Raw genomic sequence first — 3,901 nt, forward strand, 5'->3', positions numbered from 1 at the left:
TCGGTGCACAAGGCAGTGAGGTCAACGGCGGCGAAATGCTGGCGTTTGACACCCGCCTCCGCCTGGGCGATCGAGAGCAGGGTATTGAAGGTGTTGAGCACTTCGTCGAGGTCGGTAATGGTCTGGGCGATGACCTCCTGATATTCCGCCTGCGGCCGGGATTCCAGCAATGTGATCTCCAGCCGGTTGCGCAGCCGGTTGAGGGGACTGCGCAGGTCGTGGGCCACGTTGTCGGTCACTTCGCGCATGCCGCGCACCAGTTCGTCGATGCGTCCCAGCATCGCGTTCAGACGTTCGCTGAGCTCGTCGAACTCGTCCCCGCGCCGGCCCACCGGCATGCGCCGCGACAATCGTCCGGCCATGATCTCACCGGCGGTATTGCTCACTCCGTCGATACGGTGCAACACGCTGCGCCCCATCCAGATGCCGCCCAGCAGTGCCAGCAGGGTGATCAGGCCGACAGCCCAGGCCAGCAGCCAGCCGGTATGTTCCGCCAGGCTTTCCTCTTCGCTCAAGGCCTGTCCGACCAGCAGAAAGCCGCCGTCCGGCAATTGCGCGACCACGGTACGCACATCGGTATCGTCATCATCCGCGCGTGCCGAGGCGGGAATGGAAAGACTGTCGTCATTGAAAACGGCGGGACCGGGACTGCGGGACACGGCCGCCGGCCAGTTGCTCAGGTTGCCGGCCAGCACCTGTTCGCCGGCACCGATCAGCAGATAGTAGCGACCCCGGTCGAGACCCGCCTGGGCACGCTGGTCGACCAGCGCACGCAGGTCGTCAATGCCCTCGTCATGCAGAGTGGCGATAAGCTGGTCTCGTTCCAGCGTCAGACCGGCATCGACCTGGGTGGTGATGTAGCGGGTGGTCGACCAGTAAATGGCGCCCAGAATCAGTGCGGTGAGCAGGCTGAAGCCGACGGCATACAGCAGCGAGAGCTGGAATACGGTGGTGCGTAGCAGGCGTGGCCCGCGGTGTTTTGCTGTCCCGTCAGTCAACGGGGGGACCCAGTCGATAACCCGCACCGCGGATGGTGTGTAACAGCGGGACATCGAAGTCCCGGTCCATCTTGGCGCGCAGGCGGGAGACATGCACGTCGATGACGTTGGTCTGCGGGTCGAAGTGATAGTCCCATACCTGCTCCAGCAGCATGGTGCGTGTGACCACCTGGCCTGCATGGCGCATCAGGTATTCCAGCAGGCGGAATTCGCGTGGCTGGAGGCTGATGGGTTTGCCGGCGCGGCTGACGCGGTGACGCAGGCGGTCGAGCTGCAGGTCCCCCACCTGCAGCGTGTCCTGAGCCTGTTCCGGATGGGTGCGCCGCGTCAGTGCCTCGAGCCGTGCCAGCAGTTCGGTGAACGCATAGGGTTTTGTGAGGTAGTCGTCGCCGCCGGCGCGCAGGCCGGTGACGCGGTCGTCCACCTCGCCGCGCGCGGAAAGGATCAGAACCGGCGTGCTGCGTCCAGCCGCACGGTAGGCGGCGATCAGCGCCAGCCCATCCAGGCCCGGCAGCATGCGGTCGACGATGAGGATGTCGTATTCCCCGGTCAGGGCAAGATGCAGGCCGTCGTTGCCGTCGGCGGCATGGTCGACATTGTGGCCGCTTTCACGCAGCCCCTTGCCGAGATAGGCGGCGGCCTCCCGGTCATCCTCGACAATCAGGATATGCATGACCTGATCTTAACCTGCCTGCCGAAGGCCGACACATGACGATTTGTTAATCCGGCGGCAAGCAGCCGGTAAGCGGGCCGGGGCGAGACTTGTCTGCATAAGCTGAACCGGAGCCACGCCTTGCCCCGCTTAACCCCACACTGGCGTTATGCGCTGTCGATACTGATGCCGTTCTGGCTGAGCGCCTGCGCGACTTATCAGGCTGCGCCGCTGCCGCAGGCGCCGGATTTGGCATCCGCACCGCATGATGCCCAGGGACTGACCCTGCATACGCTGTCGCTGGCGCAAACGGCCCGCATTGCCGTGCGCGACAATCCTGATCTGCGGGCAGCCCGGCGCAAGGTCGGGATCAGCGCAGCGCAGCTCTACGATGCCCGGCTGATTCCCGATCCCCAACTGGGCTACGCACTGGATCATCCCACCAGCAAGGGGCCCGGCCTGGTCAATGCCTATAACGTCGGGCTGTCCGAGGATATCCGGTGGCTGCTGACCCGGGGTTCCCATGTGGATGCAGCCCGCGCCGCCCGTACCCGCCAGCGGCTGGAGGTGGCCTGGCAGGCATGGCAGGTCAGCCAGCAGGCGCAATCACTCTATATCCGGTTGTGGTCGCTGAACCGCCAGGCGCATCTGCTGGAGCAGCAGCAACATCTGTACGCCCGCCGCCAGCAGGCGGCGACCCGCGCCCTGCAGGCGGGCAACATCACGTTGGATACTCTGTCCGCCGATCTGGTGACGCTGACTGACACAGAGTCCCAGCTTGCGCGCACGCGGCGCCAGCTTACCCGGGTGCGTATGCAGCTCAATGCCCTGCTGGGATTACAGCCGGCGGCTGACTGGCAGATCAAAACACCCCAACCGCCACAGCCACCATCCGAAATGGCGGTGCGCCAGGCGCTTGCCAGGCTGCCCGATACCCGCCCGGATCTGCTCGCCCTGCAAGCAGGCTATAAGAGTGCCGATGCCCGCTACCGGGCGGCCGTTCTGGGCCAGTTCCCGTCGCTGAATATCGGCGTGACGCGCGCGTCGGACACCAGCGGTGTGCTCACCACGGGGCTCGGCATCACGCTCAATCTACCGATCTTCAACGGCAATCGGGGTCAGGTGGCGGTCACTCGGGCCACTCGTGACCAGCTGCGTGGGGCCTATCAGGCTCGTCTGGATCACGCCTACAGCCAGGTGCGCATGCTTCTGGCCCGATTGCAGGACATCGAAGCCACGCGCCGCCGGTTGGAAACCCGATTGCCCGAACTGCGCCGGGTCGCCGACCGCGCGGCCCGGGCCTTTGCCTCCGGCAACCTCGGCGGGGCCAGCTATATCGCCGTCCAGTCTAGCTACCTCGCCCATGAGCGGGAAGCCATCGGACTCGACCAAAGTCTGATGGAAGGTGCCGTCGCCCTGCACACCCTGCTCGGATACATCCCTGCGGGCGCTCCCGCTGTCGCATCCACATCGTCTGCCCCGAAGGGAGAGCACCCATGAACCGACGATTTCGTCTGCTGCCTGCTCTTCTGGTCGTGCTGCTGCCGATTGCCGTCCAGGCCGCCACGGAGAATGGCGTACGCGCCTGGGTGAAGACCGCGCCGGTAACGCAGCGCAACCTGCAGGAGACGCTGACCGTTTATGGGGAGGTCCGGCCGGACCCCGAACAGGTGACCGGCATCAGTGCGGCGCATGGCGGAGAAGTGACCCGTCTGTGGGTAGGGCTCGGCCAGGTTGTCGAGCCGGGCCAGCAGCTGTTGGAGTTGACCACCGACCCGGCGGCACGGCGTGCCTACGAGCAGGCACGCGCCCAGGTAGCCTACGCGCGCAAGAATCTCGAACAGGTGAAGGGCCTGTTCGGCCAGCAGTTGGCCACCCGGGCGGAGCTGGCCAAGGCGCAGCAGGAACTGGCCAACGCTCGCAGCAGCCTGCAGGCGGAAGTGCGCCTGGGCGCCAATCGTGCCCATCAGATCATTCGCGCACCCCAGGCCGCCATAGTCACCCGGGTCAATGTTGCACCCGGAGACCGGGTGCAGGCCGGGGCCTCGCTGCTTACCCTCGGCGCCCGTGCGCATCTCTGGGTCACACTGGGAATCGAGCCCGAGGATGCACGCCGCGTGCGGTCGGGCATGAACGTGGATTTGACACCGGTGTTCGATGATGCGGTGCATATCAAGGCGCGGATCGCCCAGGTCCATGCCGTGATCAATCCCAAGACGCGGCTGGTCGATGCCGTGGTCAAGCTGCAAGG

Annotated in this window: 4 protein-coding genes; 2 read left to right on the forward strand and 2 right to left on the reverse strand. The window is 65.6% G+C overall.

Going from position 1 to position 3,901, the window contains the following annotated elements; genetic code table 11:
- Both P8Y64_13965 and P8Y64_13970 read right to left on the reverse strand, forming a co-directional pair.
- A partial coding sequence (locus P8Y64_13965; protein ID MEJ2061562.1) for a HAMP domain-containing protein occupies positions 1-998 on the reverse strand: 998 nt, incomplete at its 3' end.
- Positions 991-1,671 carry a response regulator transcription factor gene (locus P8Y64_13970; protein ID MEJ2061563.1) on the reverse strand — a complete coding sequence of 227 codons (681 nt, stop codon included), beginning with the start codon at positions 1,669-1,671 and terminating at the stop codon, positions 991-993. The genes P8Y64_13970 and P8Y64_13965, both read right to left, overlap by 8 nt.
- Positions 1,672-1,791: 120 nt before the next feature.
- Here P8Y64_13970 and P8Y64_13975 point away from each other — a divergent pair, with 120 nt between their 5' ends.
- A complete protein-coding gene (locus tag P8Y64_13975) occupies positions 1,792-3,150 on the forward strand; it encodes a TolC family protein (protein ID MEJ2061564.1) in 1,359 nt (452 codons plus the stop codon).
- On the forward strand, positions 3,147-3,901 hold a 755-nt coding region (locus P8Y64_13980), incomplete at its 3' end, for an efflux RND transporter periplasmic adaptor subunit (GenBank protein ID MEJ2061565.1). The genes P8Y64_13975 and P8Y64_13980, both read left to right, overlap by 4 nt.

The organism is Gammaproteobacteria bacterium, from assembly GCA_037388465.1.
GTDB lineage: Bacteria > Pseudomonadota > Gammaproteobacteria > SpSt-1174 > SpSt-1174 > JARRKE01.

Bases quoted from the DNA above. Each gene is read 5' to 3' on its own strand.
- P8Y64_13970 (MEJ2061563.1), bottom strand. From the start codon at position 1,671: ATGCATATCCTGATTGTCGAGGATGACCGGGAGGCCGCCGCCTATCTC.